At 60.7% G+C, this 20361-nt stretch carries 22 protein-coding genes; 12 read left to right on the forward strand and 10 right to left on the reverse strand.

Annotated elements, in window-relative coordinates; genetic code table 11:
- Positions 1 to 8 precede the first annotated feature (8 nt).
- Both H0O21_RS08890 and H0O21_RS08895 read right to left on the reverse strand, forming a co-directional pair.
- The gene (locus tag H0O21_RS08890; protein ID WP_185189422.1) at positions 9 to 2591 is read right to left on the reverse strand and encodes an ATP-dependent Clp protease ATP-binding subunit; all 2583 of its coding nucleotides are present in this window, start codon (positions 2589 to 2591) and stop codon (positions 9 to 11) included.
- A 209-nt stretch (positions 2592 to 2800) separates the two neighbouring features.
- Entirely contained in the window at positions 2801 to 3259 is a 459-nt protein-coding gene (locus tag H0O21_RS08895; RefSeq protein WP_255440957.1) for a GNAT family N-acetyltransferase, read from the reverse strand.
- Positions 3260 to 3342: 83 nt separating this feature from the next.
- On the opposite strand from H0O21_RS08895, the gene lysA reads away from it, so the two are divergent.
- From lysA to H0O21_RS08930, 7 genes are read left to right on the forward strand one after another with little or no spacing between them, the layout of a single operon-like run.
- Entirely contained in the window at positions 3343 to 4698 is a 1356-nt protein-coding gene (lysA, locus tag H0O21_RS08900; RefSeq protein ID WP_185189424.1) for a diaminopimelate decarboxylase, read from the forward strand.
- A gap of 25 nt (positions 4699 to 4723) precedes the next feature.
- Entirely contained in the window at positions 4724 to 5575 is an 852-nt protein-coding gene (gene cdaA / locus H0O21_RS08905) for a diadenylate cyclase CdaA (protein ID WP_185189425.1), read from the forward strand.
- Positions 5572 to 6372 (forward strand): isoprenyl transferase, encoded by an 801-nt coding sequence (locus H0O21_RS08910; RefSeq protein ID WP_185189426.1) that lies wholly within the window; start codon positions 5572 to 5574, stop codon positions 6370 to 6372. The genes cdaA and H0O21_RS08910 overlap by 4 nt, the downstream gene beginning before the upstream one ends.
- A gap of 23 nt (positions 6373 to 6395) precedes the next feature.
- A complete protein-coding gene (bioB, locus tag H0O21_RS08915) occupies positions 6396 to 7370 on the forward strand; it encodes a biotin synthase BioB (RefSeq protein WP_185189427.1) in 975 nt (324 codons plus the stop codon).
- Positions 7370 to 8314, forward strand: a complete 945-nt coding sequence (locus H0O21_RS08920) for a rhodanese-related sulfurtransferase (protein ID WP_185189428.1) — start codon at positions 7370 to 7372, stop codon at positions 8312 to 8314. The genes bioB and H0O21_RS08920 overlap by 1 nt, the downstream gene beginning before the upstream one ends.
- A complete protein-coding gene (locus H0O21_RS08925; RefSeq protein ID WP_185189429.1) occupies positions 8311 to 9312 on the forward strand; it encodes a DUF952 domain-containing protein in 1002 nt (333 codons plus the stop codon). The genes H0O21_RS08920 and H0O21_RS08925 overlap by 4 nt, the downstream gene beginning before the upstream one ends.
- A 24-nt stretch (positions 9313 to 9336) precedes the next feature.
- The gene (locus H0O21_RS08930; protein ID WP_185189430.1) at positions 9337 to 9834 is read left to right on the forward strand and encodes a hypothetical protein; all 498 of its coding nucleotides are present in this window, start codon (positions 9337 to 9339) and stop codon (positions 9832 to 9834) included.
- On the opposite strand, the gene lipA is transcribed toward H0O21_RS08930, so the two are convergent.
- Both lipA and recR read right to left on the reverse strand, forming a co-directional pair.
- Positions 9819 to 10727: a lipoyl synthase gene (lipA, locus tag H0O21_RS08935; protein ID WP_185189431.1), complete on the reverse strand. Its 909-nt coding sequence runs from the start codon at positions 10725 to 10727 to the stop codon at positions 9819 to 9821. The two genes, H0O21_RS08930 and lipA, sit on opposite strands and share 16 nt — an antisense overlap.
- The gene (gene recR, locus H0O21_RS08940; protein WP_185190957.1) at positions 10724 to 11302 is read right to left on the reverse strand and encodes a recombination mediator RecR; all 579 of its coding nucleotides are present in this window, start codon (positions 11300 to 11302) and stop codon (positions 10724 to 10726) included. The genes lipA and recR overlap by 4 nt, the downstream gene beginning before the upstream one ends.
- 107 nt (positions 11303 to 11409) lie before the next feature.
- Here recR and psbP point away from each other — a divergent pair, with 107 nt between their 5' ends.
- Positions 11410 to 11952, forward strand: a complete 543-nt coding sequence (gene psbP / locus H0O21_RS08945) for a photosystem II reaction center PsbP (RefSeq protein WP_255440958.1) — start codon at positions 11410 to 11412, stop codon at positions 11950 to 11952.
- 103 nt (positions 11953 to 12055) lie between these two features.
- Here the strand turns inward: psbP and H0O21_RS13660 are convergent, their stop codons facing one another.
- Positions 12056 to 12481 (reverse strand): hypothetical protein, encoded by a 426-nt coding sequence (locus H0O21_RS13660; RefSeq protein ID WP_370523021.1) that lies wholly within the window; start codon positions 12479 to 12481, stop codon positions 12056 to 12058.
- A 27-nt stretch (positions 12482 to 12508) separates the two neighbouring features.
- Between H0O21_RS13660 and H0O21_RS08955 the strand changes: the two genes are divergently transcribed.
- On the forward strand, positions 12509 to 12976 hold the full coding sequence (locus tag H0O21_RS08955; protein ID WP_255440959.1) for an MgtC/SapB family protein: 468 nt from the start codon (positions 12509 to 12511) through the stop codon (positions 12974 to 12976).
- Here the strand turns inward: H0O21_RS08955 and H0O21_RS08960 are convergent.
- From H0O21_RS08960 to H0O21_RS08970, 3 genes are all read right to left on the reverse strand, one after another.
- Positions 12958 to 13824, reverse strand: a complete 867-nt coding sequence (locus H0O21_RS08960; protein WP_255440960.1) for an LCP family protein — start codon at positions 13822 to 13824, stop codon at positions 12958 to 12960. The genes H0O21_RS08955 and H0O21_RS08960 overlap by 19 nt on opposite strands.
- Before the next feature lie 117 nt (positions 13825 to 13941).
- Entirely contained in the window at positions 13942 to 16083 is a 2142-nt protein-coding gene (locus H0O21_RS08965) for a cation:proton antiporter (protein ID WP_185189434.1), read from the reverse strand.
- Positions 16083 to 17873, reverse strand: coding sequence for an ABC transporter ATP-binding protein (locus H0O21_RS08970; RefSeq protein WP_185189435.1), 1791 nt, complete (start codon positions 17871 to 17873; stop codon positions 16083 to 16085). The genes H0O21_RS08965 and H0O21_RS08970 overlap by 1 nt, the downstream gene beginning before the upstream one ends.
- Positions 17874 to 17984: 111 nt before the next feature.
- Here H0O21_RS08970 and H0O21_RS08975 point away from each other — a divergent pair, with 111 nt between their 5' ends.
- Both H0O21_RS08975 and H0O21_RS08980 read left to right on the forward strand, forming a co-directional pair.
- A complete protein-coding gene (locus H0O21_RS08975; RefSeq protein ID WP_131457185.1) occupies positions 17985 to 18836 on the forward strand; it encodes an oxaloacetate decarboxylase in 852 nt (283 codons plus the stop codon).
- Between the two features lie 89 nt (positions 18837 to 18925).
- Entirely contained in the window at positions 18926 to 19129 is a 204-nt protein-coding gene (locus H0O21_RS08980) for a hypothetical protein (RefSeq protein ID WP_131457187.1), read from the forward strand.
- 103 nt (positions 19130 to 19232) lie between these two features.
- On the opposite strand, the gene H0O21_RS08985 is transcribed toward H0O21_RS08980, so the two are convergent.
- The gene (locus tag H0O21_RS08985) at positions 19233 to 19610 is read right to left on the reverse strand and encodes an RNA-binding protein (protein ID WP_185189436.1); all 378 of its coding nucleotides are present in this window, start codon (positions 19608 to 19610) and stop codon (positions 19233 to 19235) included.
- A 252-nt stretch (positions 19611 to 19862) separates the two neighbouring features.
- Between H0O21_RS08985 and H0O21_RS08990 the strand changes: the two genes are divergently transcribed.
- Complete coding sequence (locus H0O21_RS08990) at positions 19863 to 20045, forward strand: hypothetical protein (RefSeq protein WP_185189437.1); 183 nt, start codon at positions 19863 to 19865, stop codon at positions 20043 to 20045.
- Between the two features lie 34 nt (positions 20046 to 20079).
- Here the strand turns inward: H0O21_RS08990 and H0O21_RS08995 are convergent, their stop codons facing one another.
- Positions 20080 to 20358, reverse strand: coding sequence for a hypothetical protein (locus H0O21_RS08995; protein ID WP_185189438.1), 279 nt, complete (start codon positions 20356 to 20358; stop codon positions 20080 to 20082).
- Positions 20359 to 20361 lie beyond the last annotated feature (3 nt).

The following is a 20361-nucleotide window of genomic DNA, read 5'->3' on the forward strand; positions in this document are numbered from 1 at the left end:
GTCCGTTGTCAGAGTCCAGCGCTGGCGAGCTCAGGAGTGACTGGGGCACTGCTGTTGCCGTGCCTCACCACCACCTGTTTCTTCTCGTCCACATCCACCTCGACGGCATCACCATCCTTGATCCGACCTGAGAGCACCTCTTCGGCAAGGCTGTCTTCGAGCAGTCGCATCACGGCACGACGCAGGGGACGAGCTCCATAGGCGGGGTTGTAACCCTCTTCCACGAGACGTTCCTTGAAGGCGTCGGAGACTGTGAGGGTGATGCCTTTCTCGCCGATGCGTGAGAAGACCTCTCGCAGCATGATCTCGGCGATCTCCTTCACCTCATCGCGGTTGAGCTGACGGAACACAATGATTTCGTCGAGGCGGTTGAGAAATTCAGGACGGAAATACTGCTTCAGCTCTTCGTTGACGAGGGAGCGGATGCGGTTGTACTGGTTCTCTTCGGCGTTCTCTCCTGAGAATTCAAAGCCCAGGCCACCGCCGCCCTTCTCGATCACCTTCGAACCGATGTTCGAGGTCATGATCACCAGGGTGTTCTTGAAGTCGACGGTGCGTCCTTTGGAGTCGGTCAGTCGGCCGTCTTCAAGAAGCTGCAGCAGCAGGTTGAACACATCGGGGTGCGCTTTCTCGATTTCGTCAAAGAGAACGACGGTGTAGGGACGGCGACGCACGGCCTCCGTGAGTTGTCCACCCTCGTTGAAGCCCACGTAGCCCGGGGGAGAACCGATCAGCTTGCTGACCGTGTGCCGCTCCATGAATTCGGACATGTCGAGCCGGATCATGGCTTCTTCGCTGCCGAAGAAGTAGGTGGCCAGAGCTTTGGTCAGCTCGGTTTTACCCACCCCTGTCGGGCCGGAGAAGATGAAGCTTGCAATGGGGCGATTGGGGTTTTTGAGACCAACGCGAGCCCGTCGGATCGCTTTGGATACGGCCTTGACGGCTTCGTCTTGACCGATCAAGCGCTGGTGGAGGGTGTCCTCCATGTTCAACAGTTTCACCGATTCGCTCTCGGTGAGTTTCTGCACCGGAACGCCTGTCCAAGAAGCAACGATCTGGGCGATGTCCTCCTCGTTCACCACCGGGGTGGTCAGTTCACCACCTTCAGATTTTGTCTCGCTGGTAACGTCTCCCGATGCACCCTCGGCTGTTTGGACTTCAGCGTCAGGCGAGTCGTTGCTGTCGGTGTTGCTGTCGGAGCGGCTGCTCTGAAGCAGGGTGCGGATCTGTTCGCGCAGCTCCACTTCCTTGTCGCGCAGCTCACCGGCGCGCGTGAAATCTTGATCGCGAACAGCTTCTTCCTTGTCTTTCTGAACCTGGCGTAGCTCCTTGTCCACCTCCTTGGCAGCGGGTGGCAGCTTGGAATTGAGGAGGCGCACACGGCTGCCGGCCTCGTCGATCAGATCGATGGCCTTGTCAGGAAGGAAGCGATCCGAGATGTAGCGGTCGCCGAGGGTTGCGGCCGCTTCAAGGGCTTCATCCGTGATCTTGAGGCGGTGGTGTTGCTCGTAGCGCTCTCGCAGACCGCGCAGGATTTCGATCGTGTCGGCAATCGACGGCTCACCCACCGTGACGGGCTGGAAGCGCCGTTCAAGCGCAGCATCCCGTTCGATGTGCTTTCGGTACTCGTCGAGGGTTGTGGCACCGATGCATTGCAGCTCACCCCGTGCCAGTGCCGGCTTGAGGATGTTGGCAGCGTCGATCGCGCCCTCGGCTGCACCTGCACCAATCAAGGTGTGCACCTCGTCGATCACCAGGATCACGTTCCCGGCCGCCTTGATCTCCTCCATGATTTTTTTCAGCCGTTCCTCGAACTCACCGCGATATTTGGTGCCGGCGACGAGCAGACCAATATCGAGGGTCAGAACACGCTTGTCTTCGAGGATGTCAGGGATGTCACCCTGATGAATGCGTTGGGCGAGACCTTCGGCAATCGCGGTTTTGCCCACACCCGGTTCACCAATGAGCACCGGATTGTTTTTGGTGCGCCGGCCGAGGATCTGGATCACCCGTTCGATTTCGTTCTGACGACCGACGACGGGATCCAGCTTGGCTTCACTGGCGAGCTGGGTGAGGTTGCTACCGAATTCATCGAGGGTCGGTGTCTTGGTTGACCCCTTGCTGCCCCCACTTCCGCTGCCGGCCCCCACTTCAGCGGTCTCGCCGAGCATGCGGATCACCTGGGTGCGGACCTTGGCCAGATCAACACCAAGGTTTTCGAGCACGCGCGCAGCGACACCTTCACCTTCTCGGATCAGGCCGAGCAGGAGGTGTTCGGTGCCGATGTAGTTATGCCCCAGTTGTCTGGCTTCCTCGAGCGAAAGCTCCAGGACTCGCTTGGCTCGGGGGGTGAAGGGAATCTCGACGGCAACGAAGCCGGAGCCTCGTCCGATGATTTTTTCGACTTCAACCCGGGCGTCCTTGAGGTTGACGCCCATCGATTTCAAAACCTTGGCGGCCACGCCTGTTCCCTCGCCGATCAGGCCGAGAAGAATTTGCTCAGTGCCCACGAAGTTGTGACCCAGGCGGCGAGCCTCTTCCTGGGCCAGCATGATCACCTTGATGGCCTTCTCGGTAAACCGCTCAAACATCGTCCAGGCCGGATGCAGATACAACCAACTTATCAGGGCCGGAGCATTGCTGTGAGCGGATTGCCGTACCGGCAACTTCCCAGCGCCAGTGGGGGGTCAGCCTGAATGAAGTTGTCAACCAAATCCGTAAGTTTGCGATCGTTTTTGAAGCAAATGCCCGTGATCTCACTCCGATACTTCTGCCTGCACCCCTGAATTGCCAGGCACGGTCAAGTCAATTTTCGCCACTGAATCAGAGCATCACGTCCGTCGCTGTAGTAATTGCGACGGCAGCCGGCAGTCTCGAAGCCGCAGTTGGAATACAGGGCCAGTGCCGCAGCATTGCAACTGGAGACCTCCAGGGTGGCGTGACGTGCGCCGCCAGCGGCGGCGCGCTGCAGTAGCGCTTCAAGGAGCACCCGGCCGAAACCGCAACGCCGTCGCTCTGGAGCGACGGCCACTGCCGTGATGTGCAACTCATCCACCACCATCCAGCCACAGGCGAGGGCCACCAAGCGCGGTCGGTCAAAAGGAGGTCCGTCAAAAAGAGGTCCGTCAAAAAGACCGAGGCAGATCCGTTGCGCTTCTGAGAGCTCGTGGGTCCATTGCTGCAGGGTCCAGAGTCCGCCCAGGGCAGCTTCGTCTAAATCTCGACAAGCTTTGGCATGCCTCGCGCCGAGGGTGGTCACGGTCGTTTGGCTCTGCATCGTGACGTCAGCACCGGGCGCCCCGCTTCCTACATTGCCCGCTTCAGGCGCTGCTGACCTGCTTTATGCCATACCCCTTCGAGTCGGGCTGTGATCCCCAGAGTCCCAACCGGAACCTCGCGCCTGTCAGTGCGGGCCTTGATCAGCAGGGTCGCCTTGAGGTCGGTGGCTGCCGGCTCAGCGACCTGGCAGAGCGTTATGGCACTCCTTTATATGTTTTGGATGAAGCCACAGTGCGTGCCGCTTGTCGGGCCTATCGAGAGGCCCTGAGCGAGCACTATCCAGGTGACTCCCTCGCTGTTTACGCCTCGAAGGCCAACAGTTCCCTTGCGATGACGGCTCTGGTGGCCTCAGAGGGCCTTGGGCTTGATGCGGTCTCAGCCGGTGAGCTGCTGACTGCCCTGCAGGGTGGGATGCCCGCGGAGCGCATCGTTCTGCATGGCAACAACAAATCCGATGAGGAGCTGCTGTTGGCCTACCGCAGCGGTGTCACCATCGTGGCCGACAACCAGCATGACCTTGACCGCTTGGCTGAGCTGGTCCCCTCCGGCGGAGAACCGGCGCGGCTGATGCTTCGGTTTACGCCAGGCATTGAATGCCACACCCACGAATACATCCGCACGGGCCACCTCGACAGCAAATTCGGTTTTGATCCCGATCAACTCGAGCCGGTGCTTCAAGGCCTTCGTCACTCTTCATGGGCTCGGGTCACCGGACTGCATGCCCACATCGGATCGCAGATCTTTGAGCTCAATCCCCATCGCGACCTGGCGTCCGTCATGGCGGATGCCCTCAAGCTGGCACGAGATTTAGGCCATCCGGTGGAGGACCTCAACGTCGGAGGTGGCCTCGGGATCCGTTACGTCGCCTCCGATGATCCCCCGTCGATCGCCGCCTGGGTTGAAGTGGTGGCGACGGCCGTTACCGCCGCATGTCACGACCGAGGGCTTGCCCTTCCGCGTCTTCTTTGTGAACCCGGTCGATCGCTGGTGGCATCCGCAGGGGTGACGCTCTATCGCCTGGGTTCCCGCAAGGAGGTGCCTGGTCTGCGGACCTACCTCTCGGTGGACGGAGGCATGAGCGACAACCCGAGGCCGATCACTTACCAGTCGCTTTACACGGCCTGTCTGGCGGACAAGCCTCTGGCAGCTGGGGAGGAAACGGTCACCCTGGCGGGCAAGCACTGCGAGTCGGGTGATGTTCTGCTCAAAGACCTGTCGCTTCCCCTGAGCGTCAGTGGTGATGTTCTCGTTGTCCTGGCCACCGGGGCCTACAACGCGTCGATGAGTTCCAACTACAACCGCATTCCCAGACCAGCAGCCGTGCTGGTTCATGACGGTGATGCCGACTTGATTCAGCGACGGGAGCGGCCTGAGGATCTGCTCCGCTACGACGATTTACCCGCTCGACTGGCCCGGTAGGCTGAGGTCTGATCGGGAGGCTGATGTGAACGTGTCGGGGGTGTTTCATCCACGCCTTCTTCTCGACGTTCTCTTCGCCTCATCCATCGGTTTTCTGCTCTTTTCCAGGGTCAATGAGCAGCGAACGCTTTGGTTGCTGAGGGGCTATCTCTTCCTGGTGGCTCTGGCCTGGTTTGTCCAGCGTTTCGCCAACCTTCCCCTCACGTCCAAGCTGGTCGACGCCCTTGTTCTGGCCTGTTCACTCTCGCTCGCCATCCTCTGGCAGGGCGAACTCAGGCGCTTGATGGAGCTTCTCGGTACGGGTCGCCTGGCCGTCCTGGTCGGTAATCCCCAGGCCAAGCAGCGAGCCACTGCCAGCACGGTGGCTCAGCTCACCGATGCCTCTGGACGGCTGTCCCAGAGCCGTCGAGGTGCCCTGATCGTGGTGGACCTTGGCAGTGATCTGAGGCCGGAGGATTTTCTCAATCCTGGTGTGCCGATCGATGCACAACTCAGTAGCGAGCTGTTGCTCAATCTGTTCGCTTCGGATACGCCATTGCACGATGGTGCCGTGCTGGTGAAGGGCAGCCGCATCCTCTCGGCCGGAGTGATCCTCCCCCTCTCCCGCCAGGGGATCAGCCGCTATGGAACACGCCACCTGGCTGCCCTGGGGATCACGGAACGCTTTGACCGCTGCATCTGTGTCGTTGTTTCCGAGGAGACCGGCACCCTGTCCCTGGCCAATCAGGGACGTCTGGAGCGTCCGATCACCAGCAGCCGCCTCCAGGACCTCTTAATCGAATTGATGGGGGTGCCATCGGGGTCATCATCAGCCAAGTCGGCGAGCCTTGGCTCAGGGCGTAGCGTGTCGGTCGGCACTCAGGATCCGCTTTCGTGAGCCAACGCTTGGCCGCCAGCTCTGACGATTCGAAGCTCAGGACTCTTCCTGCTGACCTCGATCCTGCGCGTCTGCCCGCCCATATTGCCGTGATCATGGATGGCAACGGCCGTTGGGCACAGGCCCGAGGTCTGCCGCGCGTGATGGGCCACCGCGCCGGTGTCGAGGCCCTCAAAACCACCTTGCGCCTCTGCAGCGATTGGGGCGTCAGGGCGTTGACCGCCTACGCCTTCTCCACTGAGAACTGGTCGAGGCCAGGGGATGAGGTGAATTTTCTGATGGCCTTGTTTGAGCGGGTGCTCCAGAGAGAGCTTCAGGCCCTCGAGGCCGAGCAAGTGAGGATTCGTTTTCTTGGCGATCTTCAGGCACTTCCCGATCGGCTGCAGGCTCTCATTGAGGAGGCCACGTCCCGCACCGCGGAGAACAGTGGCATTCACTTCAATGTCTGCACCAACTACGGAGGACGCCGGGAGCTGGTTCAGGCTGCCCGCAAGTTGGCTGCCCAGGCGCTACGCGGTGAGATCAGTCCGGATGAGATCGACGAAAACCGCTTGGCTTCGGAACTGTTCACCGCTGGGGAGCAGGATCCCGATTTGCTGATTCGCACCAGTGGTGAACGGCGCATCAGCAACTTTCTGCTTTGGCAGCTGGCCTATGCCGAAATTCACGTGACCGATGTGTTCTGGCCTGATTTCGACCAGCTGGCCCTGTTGGAAGCCCTTCGTGATTTTCAGAGCCGAAGCCGTCGTTTCGGAGGACTGGATGGCCTGACGGATCCCGGCGCTCTGGGATCCTGAACATCAGATCAGAGATGGCGTTGATGAATGAGCCCACAACCCCTCGCCATGACTGGAGCGTCGAGGAGATTCAGGCACTTCTGGATCAGCCACTGATGGATCTGCTCTGGCAGGCCCAGGCTGTCCACCGCTCCGCCAATCCTGGCTATCAGGTCCAGCTGGCTTCCCTTCTGAGTGTGAAAACCGGGGGCTGCGAGGAGGACTGTGCCTACTGTCCTCAGTCCATGCATCACAGCAGTGATGTCACGGGCCAGCCTGAGCTGGATGTGGAGCCTGTGCTGGAGAGGGCGCGTGCTGCCAAGGCGGCAGGGGCCGATCGCTTTTGTATGGGCTGGGCCTGGCGGGAAATCCGCGAGGGTGCCCCCTTCGAAGCGATGCTTTCGATGGTGCGCGGCGTGCGTGAACTGGGCCTTGAAGCCTGCGTCACCGCCGGCATGCTCACAGATCATCAGGCTGAACGCCTCGCCGAGGCGGGGTTGACGGCCTACAACCACAACTTGGACACCAGTCCCGAGCATTACGACCAGATCATCACCACGCGCAGCTACCAGGAACGGCTTGAGACCCTCCAGCGGGTGCGCAAGGCTGGGGTGACCCTGTGCTGTGGAGGCATCATCGGCATGGGTGAAAGCCAGCGCGATCGCGCCTCCATGCTTCAGGTGCTGGCTGGGATGAATCCACATCCCGAGAGTGTTCCGATCAACGCGCTGGTGGCGGTGGAAGGCACGCCGCTAGAAGAGCGGGAACCGGTCGATCCGCTTGAGCTTGTGCGGATGGTGGCGACAGCACGCATCCTGATGCCCCAGAGCCGTATCCGCCTCAGTGCTGGACGGGAGCAGATGAACCGTGAAGCTCAGATTCTTTGTCTCCTGGCAGGGGCTGATTCGATCTTCTATGGCGAGACTCTGCTCACCACCTCCAATCCTCAGGTGGAGGCCGACCGTTCATTGCTGGCCGCGGCTGGAGTCCAGGTCCGCTGGCAGGAGCTGGCGGCCTGATGGCGCCGTCGCTTCTGGTGGCCGCCTTCTATTCCTTCACGCCTCTGCCTGAGGCTGAGCGTGAGTGTCTGCTCGAGGAGCTTCCACGCTTGGCCGCGAAGGGGGACGTGCTCGGCTCGGTGCTGATCGCCACGGAGGGGGTGAATGGCACCATCAGTGGTCCTGAGCAGGGAGTGGAGAGCCTGCTGCAGGTGTTGCGTCAGACGTTGACGCTTGAAGAGCAGCCCTATGCGCGTTTGGATGTGAAGCGCAGCTGGAGCGACAGCCAGGTCTTCCGTCGTTTTCGTGCCCGTCGCAAAAAGGAAATCGTCACGCTGGGATGTCCTGAAGTGGACCCCCGCCGCAGTGTGGGTGTCTATGTGGAGCCTGAGGATTGGAATGCTCTGATTGATGATCCCGAAACACTGGTGATCGACACCCGTAATCACTACGAAGTGGCCATCGGCAGCTTCGAGGGGGCGATCGATCCGTGTACAGAGAGCTTTCGGGACTTTCCCGACTGGGTGGAACGGGACCTACGACCCCGCACTGAGGCGCAGGTTCCCAAGCGCATCGCCATGTTCTGCACCGGTGGAATCCGATGCGAGAAAGCGAGTGGGTACCTGCAGCAACAGGGGTTCGGAACTGTGCATCATCTGCGCGGCGGCATTCTCAATTACCTCGAAAAGGTTCCGGAGGCCCAGAGTCGTTGGCGTGGTGAATGCTTTGTGTTCGATCAGAGGGTGGCCCTGAACCATCGGCTCGAGCCGGGTGTGCATCGTCTCTGCCATGCCTGTGGGCTGCCGTTGACCCCTGCCCAGCGGGCGTTGGAGACCTATGTGCCGGGAGTGCAGTGCCTGCATTGTGTTGATCGCTTCAGCGATGCCGATCGGGCTCGCTTCTCCGAACGCCAGCGCCAGATTCGTCAGCGCCAAGAGCGTGACCAACAGCCAACAGCGCGATGAGCGATCTCCCGATCCTCTACAGCTTCCGACGTTGTCCCTATGCGATGCGAGCTCGCTGGGCCTTGCTGGAGGCGGGGTTGCTGGTCTCCTGGCGTGAGGTTGAACTCAAGGCCAAGCCCTCAGCAATGCTCGTGGCCTCTGCCAAGGGCACGGTGCCCGTCCTGGTGCTTGCCGATGGCACTGTGCTCGAACAGAGCCTGGATCTGATGCGTTGGGCTCTGGAACAGTCGGATCCGCGCAACCTGCTGCGGGTTGGTGATCGAAGTGCCCAAGAGCAGATTGCGGCCCTCCTCGCCTGCAACGACGGTCCCCTCAAGCACCATCTCGATCGATACAAATACGCCGACCGGTTTCCCGGTGAGCGGCAGCAGGATCATCACCAGGCCGGTCTCACTATCTTGTGCCGTTGGAGTGATCAGGTTGCGCAGGGTGGCTGGTTGCTCGATCACCGACCGTCCCTTGCCGATGGGGCGCTTTGGCCCTTCGTGCGGCAGTGGCGCATTGCCGATCCTGATCGCTTCGATGCCGAGCCCGCCCTGGCGCCATTACGGGACTGGCTGAAGCGATTGGTGCAGGCCCCTGCGTTCGAACGGCTGATGCAACGGGCCGATCCCTGGAGCCCAGGAGGCTTGCAGCCCCGATTCCCTGCTGATGCCATCCCTGTGCCGGGCGATCAACCTCTGTTTCATCTCGCCTTGTTGGAGGACTGGACCGCAGCCCAGGCCTGTGGCGCTTACCGCATCTCCACCCGGGGACTCACGTTGGAGGAGGTTGGGTTCATCCATTGTTCCTGGCGTGAACAGCTGGCCAGCACCTATCGGCGTTATTACGCGGACGCGGAGGCTGTGCTGCTGCTGGAAATCGATCCGGCCCTCGTGAAGGCTCCCCTGCGGGCTGATGCGATCGTGACCGGTGAGCTGTTTCCTCATCTCTATGGCCCCCTGCCCTGTTCAGCCGTGAAGCGGGTGAAACCGGTGGAGCAGGGGAGTGATCTCTGACCCCATCGCTGTTGTGATGAACCGATGCTGAATCAGTTGGAGCTTGAGTCCCGTCAAAGGGACCTGCTGCTGCGTTTGCAGGTGAGACGTCCCCTGGGCTTGTGGAGTCTGCGGCTGGTGGTGGCCAGGCCCTTAGGGGAGCAGCGACTTCAGCTGTTCGGTGAACTGAAGGGGTGGGCTTATGGGGCGTCTTCGGGTCTTCAGCTCGACACGATGCGGGTGAGTCCTGATGCCCCTTTAGGCACCGGGGATCTGATCTGGGCTGCCGTCATGGCCTGGGCCCTTGAGACCACCCCCTGTCGTCGGGCACGTCTGCTGGCGATCCGAGATGACGAGCGACAACATCGACGCTTGGTGCGTTATTTCCAGAGCCGCGGATTTCGTACGGCCCGAGAGTTGAATGCAGCGGTCTGGGATCTGCCGTTGCGCATGGTCTGGGGTGGTGCCGGCGCTCTGATGGTGGGTGACTGCGAGGAGGTGCAGAGGCGAGCGATCCGTCGTTGGCGTCAGTCGGCGGCGTGATAACTGCTGCGCACGAGTGGGCCACTGCGAACCTGGCGAAACCCCATCGCCTTGGCGATCACGGCCAGCTCTTCGAACTCTGAGGGTTGCCAATAACGCTCCACTGGCATGTGAGCCAGGGATGGTCGCAAATACTGCCCGAGGGTCAGTCGCTGACAGTCGACGCTGCGCAGATCCTCCAGAGTTGCGATGACTTCCGCGCGGTGCTCCCCCAGGCCGAGCATCAGACCGCTTTTGGTTGGAATCTCAGGTGCTTGCTCGCGGGCCGCGGCAAGGAGACCCAGCGAGCGGGTGTACGTAGCTCCCCGCCGAACCTCCCCTTGAAGTCGCTCCACCGTTTCCAGGTTGTGGTTGAAACAGACCGGTGATGCAGCCAGAACGGTGTGCAGTCGCTCGCGCTGGGCTCTCAGCCCCTCCTCGTCGTTCCGGTGGCCCCCCCAGAAATCGGGAGTGAGGACCTCGATGGCGATCAGAGGGTTGCGCTGACGGATCGCAGCCATGGTTGCCGTGAACAGGCTGGCACCGTGATCGTTGAGATCGTCGCGGGCGACGGCTGTGAGCACCACGTAGCGCAGCCCCATCTGCTCGACCGCATCCGCGACTCGTTCGGCTTCGCCGGCATCGACCGGCATGGGGGCACGCCCCTTCTCCACCTGACAGAAGGCACAGCTGCGGGTGCAGATCGCCCCACCCAGCAGAAAGGTGGCCGTACCAGCTGCGTAGCACTCGGCACGGTTCGGGCAACGCCCCTCCTCGCAGATCGTGTGCAGTGCTCCCTGCTTCACCACACCCTGTACCGCTTCCAGGGCGCTGGCATTGCCCACTGGCCGTCGCAGCCATTGGGGGAGCCGCTGCTGGGGCCGAATGCTGCTGTAACGGCTGGTTTTGCTCACACCACTTCTCGACGGCCTTCCAGAGCCCGGCTGAGGGTCACATCATCGGCGTATTCCAGTTCGCTCCCAACCGGCAGGCCGTAGGCGATGCGGCTGACCAGGGTGAAGGGTCGCAGTAAGCGGGCCAGATAGAGGCTTGTGGTGTCCCCCTCCACGCTTGGAGTGAGGGCGAGGATGACCTCGCGAATCGCTTCGTTTTCCACCCGCTGCACCAGGCTGCTCACCTGAAGCATCTCCGGCCCGATCCCGTCCATGGGTGAGATCAAGCCGCCCAACACGTGATAGCGGCCCGCGTATTCCCGCGTGCGCTCCAGGGCGAGCAGGTCTCGAGAGTCGGCGACGACGCAGAGGAGACCGGTGCTGCGTTCTGGGTTGCGGCAGATTTCGCAGCTTGTGTCGGCGCTGAGATGAAAGCAGGTCTGGCACTGGCCGACCTGGCTCCGGGCCGCGAGCAGGGCTTCGGCAAAGCTTTGAATTTGCTCCTCCGGTTGGCGGAGCAGATGCAGGGCCAGGCGCTGGGCGGTGCGGGGACCGATCCCGGGCAGTCGCTCGAACTGATCGATCAACCGGGCCAGCGGTCGGGTAAAGCCGCTCAGGGGTCTGCCGCGAGTGCCAGGAATCTAGGCACGCTGCCCAGAGGCAGAATGTCTCCAGCTGAGCTGTTCCCGTTGTGCGCTTGAACTTGTCCAAGACCTGGCGTGCCCTCCTGGCGGTTCTCTGTGCACTGACGCTGACCGCTTGTTCTGGATCCACCGCTGGTCTGAACTCCTTTCAGAGCCCAGATGGTCGTTATGCCTTTCTCTATCCCACGGGCTGGACGCGGGTCTCGGTCAGCAACGGTCCCCAGGTGGTCTTTCACGACCTCATTAACAGCGATGAGACTGTCAGCCTGGTGGTGTCGGAAGTGGATGGAGACGACAATCTCTCGCAGTTGGGCAGCGCCGTGGCCGTCGGAGAGCGTCTGCGTCGGGATGTGATTGCACCAGAGGGAAGTGGCCGTGAAGCTGATCTGGTGGAGGCTCGGGAACGGGATGCCTCCGGCCGCACCTTTTACGACCTCGAGTTCGCGGTTCACCTCGCTGATCGGGATCGTCACGAACTCGCCACCGTTGTGGTGGATCGTGGCCGGCTTTACACCCTGGCCACCAGCACCAACGAAGAACGCTGGCCCAAGGTTCAGAACCTGTTTGAACGGGTGATCAGCTCCTTCACGTTGCTGATCTGAATCCCCTCGAGGCCGTTGTCAGTAACTCTCCTCTGAAGCACGGTCCCACCCTTTGAATGCCGCCAAGCTGGAGGGCATGACAAGCACTTCAAGGGTCGAGCGTTTAAGGGTCCATTGGAACGGCCTGACAGACCACGAGCAGGTGGGAGCTTCCCTGCTGGCTGTCGGTGGTCTCTTCTCTGCCTGGCTGGTGTTCTGGCCTGTCCCCACGCAAGTCAAGGGACAGGGAGTTCTCATCTATCCAGGTAACGCCGGTGTGCTGAATGCCCGTGCCAGCGGCCAGGATCGTGTGAACAACAAACGTCACTCGACCACCGGCCATCGTGCCGAGGATGCGACCTCTTGCGGCACGCAGGCTGTTGTCGTCCTGGTCGTCGACCACAAAGATCACGGCGATCAGGGGATACCAGAGAAAGGTGATCCGCTGAAAATGCTGGGCGATCGCGCAGGTGATTAGCACACTCAGCCCAAGTCGCAGGCTCTGTCGCAGCAGATTGCCGCTCACGCCAAGGAAGCTGATCGCTGCCATTGTGCGGGGAACCCGTCGCTCCGGCCCGTGTTTCTGTCCGATTTGCTAACGACCACAGAGCTGGATCTCGATGTGCTCTGGCGAATGGGTCTGTCGGTGGTTTGCGGAGTTGCCGTTGGTTTCAACCGTTCCCATTCTGGGCAGCACCACCCCCATCGAATGCGTGTGCATGTGCTGGTGGGGTTAAGTGCCTGTCTACTGGTGTTGGCCGCCGGTGCTGGAGTTGACAGCCGCAGTCGAGCCATTCAGGGGGTCGCCACCGGAGTCGGCTTCCTCGGGGCTGGTGAAATTCTCCAAGAGCCAAGCTCGCGCAAACGCGGAGAACCTGCCCAGGTGCGCGGTCTAACCAGCGCCGCTTCGATCTGGTTTACTGCCGCCCTTGGAGTGACCGTGGCCACCTCGCGTCCATCGGTAGCTGCAATCGCGTTGATTCTCGCGTTGGTCGTGCTCACCTTTGCAGGCCGCAACGGACGTGATCAGAACAACACGCGATAGCGCCAGCTGCTGGCTTCGCTGGCTTCTGCTCCCCCCTTCTTTTTGCTGGGCCATTCGGTGTTGAGATAGCTGATGCCATCGCGATCGAAGGGGGTGGCTTTCAACCGTTCGGTTTCGAGGTTGGTGGTGCCCATGGCAGTGATCAGGCCACCAAGTTCCATGGGACCGAGATCGGTCTTCAGATTGCGACCGGCCGCGGTGATCAGTGCGGGCAAACGCACCAGATTCTCAGGTCGCTTCAGAGAGGCAAACAGACTTCTGAGCACCATCTGCTGCCGCTTCAGTCGACCAAAATCACCTTCCCCGTCATGGCGCCAGCGCAGGAAGCCCTCGAGATCCCTGCCCTTGAGCAGCTGAGGCCCTGGTTGGAGATCAATGAACAGACCTTGAGAGCGGTCTTGGTAGTAGAGACGTTTGGGCACATCCACCATCACGCCCCCTACAAGGTCGCCCATGGTGCGGATGCCTTCCAGGTTCACAAGGATGTGATGTTGGATCGGGCGGCCCATCAGCCTGCTGAGTTCCAGCTGCACAGCTTCCGGCCCTCCTCGTGCATAGAGGGCGTTCACTTTCATCGGCCCGAAGCTTCTCGAGTCGATGTAGCTATCGCGGGGAATCTGGGTGATCTTGGTTTCGCCATTCTCGACTCGAATGGTGAAGATCGCATCGGTGTTGCCGCCACCGGCATCCATGCCGAGCACCACAACTTCCCGATCTCCGAATCCTGTCCAAGCGGAGAAGGGATTGCTAATGGGGAGGATCGAGCCCCCTGTCTCGATGTCATGAGGGTTGAGTGATCGGCTCAGCGGAACCGAAATCAAGAGACCTCCCCCAAGCCCAATCGCCATGGCGATCAATAACGATCGTGGCTGGCTGGGATGAGGGAGAGGGCTGGTCATTGGCAGATCTTAGGGCGCCCTTTGCGTTCTCTTAAGGATTGCTGCTGTCTTTGTGGGGTGACGCAATCAGAGCAGCGGCTCGCTGATGACCAGCGTGGGGCACTTGAGTTGGCGGATCAGGCTGCTGGTTCGGTCGCTCGCGGGGATCGGCAGTCCGGCGACGCGACGACGCTGGGAGCGCAGGATCACGAGGTCGTGGTGCCGACTTGAACGCTGGATGGTCTGGTCAATTCCTGGGCCAGGAACAAGATCAATGCGAATCCGCTCTCCCGACTCACCTGGAGGCTGCCAGCGACGGAGCTCGCGCTCAATCCATTGGCGATCGTGGCGGCTAAAGCGAGGGTCAACGATGTGCAGGAGTGTGATCACTCCAGAGCTCCCTTCGGCGCTCGCCAGCAGGCGTTGAGCGAGTTCGAACTGCTCCCGTGCGCTGGCGGAGAGGTCTTTGATCGGCACCAGGATCCGTTGAAGATCATCGACGCCCTGCCCGGCCAGATTCACCACCACCACAGGGCAGTGAGCTGTGCGGCAGACGCCATCAACCAGATCTCCGAATAACCAGTTGCGGAGCTTGTCGGGTTGGCCTGTGCCGATCAGAAGGAGATCCGCTCCCTGTTCCAAGGCACTTCTGCTCATGCCACCGGCGATGTCTTCGTCAAGCCTCAGCAGGCAGCGAGTGGGCACCTTCAGGTCTTCTCCGATCGAGGCGGCCTCGTTCAGGCGATCTCTGGCGGCAGCAACAGCCCGATTGAGACTTCCGCGTGCCTCCTCCAGGCTCGGGCAAACCAGAGCCATCGGCAGAAGCTGGCCCGGAGCGCTTGAGCCCCCATTCAGAAGACGGGACGCCATGCTCAGGAGCCCATATTCGGTGGCGGGATTCGCCACGGGAACCACGATTTTCAAGGGGCGGCTGACCACTGGCAGCGCGAAATCGGCCGCTTCTGGATTCGATCGGTTCCGCTCGTCTGACGTGTTGGTTGATGATGTTTTGATGCTGTCTTCGGGTTCAACCAGCTGGGTGACCGAGCGGGCTGTCAATGCCGGCCCAAGAGATGCCGTGACGACCATCATGGCGAGAACGCCATTGAGAACTGACGCATTCAGAAGGCCTGCCTCATAGCCAACGAAAGCCGCGGCAAGAGTGGCGGCGACCTGTGGCATGGCTAAGGACCACATCATGACCATCTGGTTGCCGTTGTAGCCAAAGCCTCGACCGGCAATGACGCTGACGAGGCCCTTGCAGGCAATCACTCCAACCACCATGAGAGCTGTTAATTCAATGCTGCTAAAACTGCTTCGCAGGCTGTTGAAATCAATGAGTAATCCAAGGTGAATGAAGAAGATCGGGATGAATAAAGCCCCGCCAACAAAAATGACTTGTTGTTTTGCTTTTCCTTCTGGAAGGACAGAGTTGATGGCAAGGCCGGCAAGGAATGCACCTGCAATCTTTTCGACTCCAGCGAGTTCGGCGCCAAGGGAAGCAATGAAAAGGGTGAGCAGGACGGCGAGAAATATTCTGTTTTCGTCGTTGATGCTCTGTTTGAAAATTTTGCCTCCAATCGTTCGGATGCTGAAGACGACGATGACCGCGAAGAGGCTGACGCTGGCAATCAGTGAGGCGAGGTTTGTGGCTGAGAATGAACCCTTGCCAAGTCCCATCGCGATTGCCAGGACCAATAGAGATGCGATGTCAGTGAGGATTGTGCTTCCAATGCTGACAATGACTGACTCATCGCGCTGTGCGCCATAGCTGCGAATGATTGGGTAGCCTAGGGGGGTATGAGTGGCGATTAAGGTTCCTATTAAAATGGAGGGAACCATCGGAAAGTTGAATAAAAGGCCAATGGAAATACCTGTGGCCATGCCAAATAGGAAGTGGAGAACTCCCAGCGTTAATGAGCGACTTTTGACTCGATTAAACTCGTCAAGATCAATCTCTAACCCGACAATGAAGAGGAGGTAGATGGCGCCAATGTCGGAAAAGAGGGTGATCGTTTCGCCATTGGGCTGCAGCCAATTCAGGGCATTGGGGCCAACAAGCATCCCGGCAATCAGGAGGCCGACCAGATCAGGCAGGCCTGTTTTCCGGAAGATCGGTGGCACAAGCATGGCGATCGCCACCAGCAGGGCAAAAATGCCGAGGGGGTGATGCGTCAGATGGGCGATGGATGCGCCCGATGGCGCTGCTGCAGCGAGCAAGGCGTTCATCAGAGGCGGAGAGCTTCGTCGGGTCGCAGGCCTGCCTGGACGCGCCAGAGATCGGCATAGGCCCCGCCTCTCTGCAGCAGGTCCTCATGGTTGCCCTGCTGAGCGATGCGTCCATGGTCCATCACCACGATCCGATCCGCATGCCGCACGGTGCTGAGGCGGTGAGCAATCACCAGTGTGGTGCGGTTGGCGGTGATCTGCATCAGCGACCGCTGGATCGCCGCTTCCGTTTCGTTATCGACAGCAGCGGTGGCTTCATCGAGGACAAGGATTGGAGCGTCCTTCAAAATCGCCCGCGCGAGGGCGATGCGTTGGCGTTGGCCTCCGGAGAGGCGTTGACCTCGCTCCCCGACCACTGTGTCGTATCCCAGGGGTAGGGCTTGGATGAAGTGATGTGCTTCTGCCAGTTCGGCAGCCTGTTGCACCTGGGCTTGGCTCGCTCCTTCGGCGCCGTAGGCGATGTTCGCGGCCACGCTGCCGTGAAAGAGATACACGTCCTGGCTGACGAGAGCGATGCATCGTCGTAGGTCGCCAAGATTCAGTCTGTCGATCGGTTCGCCGTCGAGAAGAATGTGGCCGCTGTTCAGTGGGTAGAGGCGAAGGAGCAGTTTCACCAGGGTGCTTTTGCCTGAACCGGTGGCTCCCACGATGCCGATCGTCTGCCCTGCAGCGATGGAGAGGGAAAAGTCATCCAGCAGGATGGGGCGATCCTGGTAGTGAAACCCCACGCGCTCGAAGTCCACGCGCCCTTCAATCGTTCGCTTGTCGAGTCGCTGTTGTCCTCCAGTGATGCGAACCGGTGTATCGATCAGATCCAGCACCCGTTGCGTTGAGGCCATGGAGCGCTGATAGTCGTCCAACGTGCGGCCAAGGGTGGTCAGAGGCCAGAGCAATCGCTGTGTGATGAACACCAGGAAGCTGTAGGTGCCGACGGCGATCTCCCCTTTCCAGGCCTGGAGGCCTCCGATCAGCAGGATGGCCAGGAAGGCAAAGAGAATTGCAAATCGAATCAGGGGGATGAAGGCGGCGGACAGACGGATGGCGCGGCCGTTGCTGCGGCGGTAGGCGTCACTGTCTTCTCGGAGCTGCTCGAGCTCCCAGGATTCGGTGGTGAAGCTCTTGATCGTGAGCATGCCACCGAGGTTGTTGGCGAGACGCGAGGCCATGGCACCGGCCCTTTCGCGCACATCGCGGTAGCGGGGGGCGAGACGTTGTTGAAAACGCAGCGAGCCCCAGAGGATGACTGGGATGGGGAGGTACGCGAACAGGGCGACGCCTGGGGCCATCCAGGCCATGGCTCCACCGACCAACACCACGGTGGTGATCAGTTGAAGGATCTCATTGGCCCCGTGATCGAGGAAGCGCTCCAGTTGGTTGATGTCATCGCCGAGAACGGTGAGCAGGCGGCCACTGCTATCTCCTTCAAAGAAGGCCATCTCCAACCTCTGGAGATGGTCATAGGCCTCCAGGCGCAGGGTGTGTTGTGTGCTCTGCGCGAGATTCCGCCAGAGAACGCCGTAGAGATACTCAAACAGGGATTCGGCACTCCAAACCAGGAAGGAGAGGCCGGCCAGCACCCAGAGTTGGCTGGGCACCGTGACAGCACCCAGGCGTGCCAGCCAGGACGTCTGCTGCTGCACGACCACATCCACCGCGAGGCCGATCAGCACCGGTGGGGCCAGATCAAAGAACTTGTTCAGAAGGGAACAGGCTGTGGCCGCCAGCACAAGCCGGCGATGGGGGGCCAGGTGAGCCAGCAGTCGCTGGAGTGGCGCAGCGGTTGAGAGCATGGATCTATTCAAGGCCAGCGACCTCAGCGGCTTGTGCAAGCCTGATGGGGTTGCGTTGTGAGTCCAGGCGTGCGTGAAATCTCGACACCCGCTGATTGCTTGCGCTCCTTGATGGAGGAACGTGCCTGTTTGTTGATGCCCTGTTGTTTCGACGCACTCTCTGCGCGTTTAGTGGAGCGGGCTGGCTTCCCGCTCACGTTCATGAGTGGGTTTTCTGTTTCGGCAGCACGGGCCGGATTGCCAGATACGGGTTTGCTGTCCGTGGCGGAGATGTTGGATCAGGGCCGCTCGATCTGCGATGCAGTTCGTATTCCTGTGATCGGTGATGGTGATACCGGCCACGGCAATGCAGCGAATGTGCAGCGGACCATGCACCAGTTCGCCAGGGCCGGTTTTGCAGGGATCATGCTCGAGGACCAGCTGGCGCCAAAGCGCTGTGGGCACACCGGTGTCAAGGAGGTCGTGGGGCGTGAGGAAGCCCTCATGCGCATTCGCTCGGCGGTGGCGGCTCGCGCTGATGGTGCTGACCTGGTGATTGTGGCGCGCACTGATGCCCGCTCAGCCTTGGCGGCAAGCCACGGCGATCGCGCGGCGCTGGATGAGGCTCTCTGGCGTTTAAAGGCCTTTGCCGAACTCGGTGCTGATGTGCTGTTTCTTGAGGCCCCCCGCTCAGAAGCGGAGCTGCGACGGTTCTGTGAAGAGGTGCCGGGGTGGCGTATGGCCAACATGCTGGAGGGAGGCCTCACCCCTTTGCTTCCGCCAGCTGTTCTGGGAGAGATTGGCATTCATCTCGCCGCCTATCCCCTCACCTTGTTGGCCTGTGCGGCAGCAGCCATGAAGGAGGCTCTTGACGACTTGGCGGTGGGACGCACACCCGAGCGCATGATGGATTTTTCGGCCCTGCGCGAGCTGGTGGGCTTCGATGACTACGACGCCCTGCTTGGCGAGTCGACCAATCTCTGACAGGGCGATGCCTGCCAATGTGCTTGATCTGAACAGTGCAAGTTCTTCCGGCTGGGTTAGACCAAGGGAGTCACCACCAGGAGGTGTTCATGACAAGAACCCGAGACTTTCACCGCTTCCAACGCTGGACGGCGAAGCTGCGCCGTCGCAGCTTGAGGAATGTGTTACCTGAACCTCGCGAGGGCGAGCTTCATCCACTCCATTCTGTGAACGACCTGCGTTGTCGGGAATGGCAGCTCGATCAGCTGCACGACTTGATTGAGCTCGATGAACGCGAAGAAGCAGCCTGCTAAGGCATTGGCTTCAAAAGCGAAAGCCCTGGAGCCTGCCGTTTGAGCAGGACTCCAGGGCTTTTTTGTTGAACTCAGCCGCTTGTGTGCGGAGGAGCTTGGCTGATCACCAACGGTTGCCGCCGCCGTAACCACCTTCGCCGCCGCCGCCGCCGCCGCCGTAACCGCCACGACCGCCGCCGCCGCCGCCGCCGCCGCGGTTGCCGCCGCCGTAACCGCCGCGACCGCCGCCGCCGCCGCCTTCACGGGGGGTGGCTTTGTTGACGCGGATCATGCGACCCATCCACTCCACGTTCTGGAGATCGTCGATCGCTTTCTGTTCGTCGCTGTCGTTGTTCATCTCAACGAAGGCGAAACCGCGCTTGCGGCCGGTTTCGCGGTCGAGGGGAAGGCTGGCGCTCTTCACTTCGCCGTATTGGCCGAAGAGGTCGAGCAGATCCTCCTGTTCCGCTTGGAAGGAGAGATTGCCGATGTAGATGGTCATTCCTGTGGGGACCGATGGACGTTTTGATCAGTGAAGCCGTGGTCCGAAAAGGAAAGTCCTTGATGCTGAAGCCGTGGAGCTGAAGCCTGGGGGAGCGAGCCGATCAGAGCCGAACGCTGAAGCTGATGCCTCTCCAAGCTACAGGGGCGCCTGCAGCTTCTTCACTGGATCGTGAAGGGAAGTGGAAAAGTGGGGCGATTCCACGCCCAATGCCCCATTGTCAGAAGACCCTGACAGGAGGGAGTGGTGGGAGTGTCTTCGATTCGTGCCCTTGACTGGACCCCTGAGGGGGAATTGTCGACGGTGGACCGACTTGATCTCCTCGTGACTCTCCTGGAGACCAGCATCCCGGAGGTGCGTTATGAGCTCGTTTGTGCGGTCGAGGCTTTGGCTTTGCGCGAGCGTGAGGTGTCCGTTCAGGTCACGGTTTCCTGATCAGAGGGCGTCCTGGGCGACGCCCTGATGCCGATCAGAACTTGTAGCGCTCGGCGGCCTTCTGCTTGCAAATGTCCTGGGCGCTTTGGATCGAAGCCCCTGCGTTCACTTGCTCAAGGAAGCAATTGCAAGTGAAGGTGCCCATGCCGGCAGGAGGTGTCTTTCCGGCATGGCTCATGGCGGCATTGAATCCCGCCAGGCAAAGGCGGTTGATCGTGCTCTCATCTCCAGCCGCATGCCCGTGGGAGGGCATCAGGGCCGAACAGCCAAGGCCCATGGCCGTGGTGAGCAGAAGGGTACGAACCAAAACCATGGC

Origin of the sequence: Synechococcus sp. HK01-R (assembly GCF_014217855.1) — a bacterium.
Lineage (GTDB): Bacteria > Cyanobacteriota > Cyanobacteriia > PCC-6307 > Cyanobiaceae > Synechococcus_C.